The sequence below is a fragment of the Anaerococcus lactolyticus ATCC 51172 genome (genome assembly GCF_000156575.1).
GTDB classification, from domain to species: Bacteria; Bacillota; Clostridia; order Tissierellales; family Peptoniphilaceae; genus Anaerococcus; species Anaerococcus lactolyticus.
Genome location: NZ_GG666075.1, coordinates 1 through 722 on the forward strand (window position 1 = coordinate 1; position 722 = coordinate 722).

A 722-nucleotide genomic window follows, 5' to 3' on the forward strand; every position below is an offset into this window, starting at 1 on the left:
CGAATAGGGGCTAAGATCTAGCCCCTTTCACACCACCGTACGTGCGTTCGGCATACGGCGGTTCAATTTAATTTACACATGTCCTGCTTATGTAGTAGTCATAAGGGTCAATTAAGCTTGTTTTACTTAATCTTTCTTTTGTGATTGCTCTTACTAAGCAGGTTTTTGTTGCTACAAAGTAGTATCTGTTTCCACAATAGGATGTTAATCTTGCTAGGTCTTTTACTACTCCCATTTTTCTTAACGCCCATTGTCTTTTCTTTGGTACTTTCCACATTTTCCAACATATTATTCTTAGTCTGGTTCTTAAATGCTCGCTGAAACCTTTTAGTTTACTTTTCATGCTTGCTATTTTAAAGTAGTTTATCCAACCTCTTGTTACTTCATTTATTTTCTTTATTCTGTAATCAAAAGAAACTGACCATTTTCTTGTGGTTAGAGTCTTTATTTTATCTTTGAATCTTTTAAATGATGTTTCATGGACTCGTGCTTTCCATTGATTTGTTTTGTTGTCTTTCCAGTAGCCAAATCCAAGATATTTTATTTTGTTTGGTCTTGTTATTTTCTTTTTTCTGCATTTACTTTTAATCCTAGTTTATTTTCTATGAATCTTGTTATTGAGTGCATTACTCTTGTGGCTGCTGCTTTACTTTTTACAAATATTAAACAATCGTCTGCATATCTTGTATACCTAAGTTTTCTTGCTTCTAGTTCTTTGTCTA

General features: G+C 33.1%; 2 protein-coding genes. Both read right to left on the reverse strand.

Annotated features, from left to right (window positions below; genetic code table 11):
• Positions 1-67 precede the first annotated feature (67 nt).
• Entirely contained in the window at positions 68-589 is a 522-nt protein-coding gene (locus HMPREF0072_RS12045; protein ID WP_169303268.1) for a group II intron maturase-specific domain-containing protein, read from the reverse strand.
• A complete protein-coding gene (locus tag HMPREF0072_RS12725; protein ID WP_369073165.1) occupies positions 559-663 on the reverse strand; it encodes a hypothetical protein in 105 nt (34 codons plus the stop codon). Before HMPREF0072_RS12725 ends, HMPREF0072_RS12045 begins: the two co-directional genes overlap by 31 nt.
• Positions 664-722 lie beyond the last annotated feature (59 nt).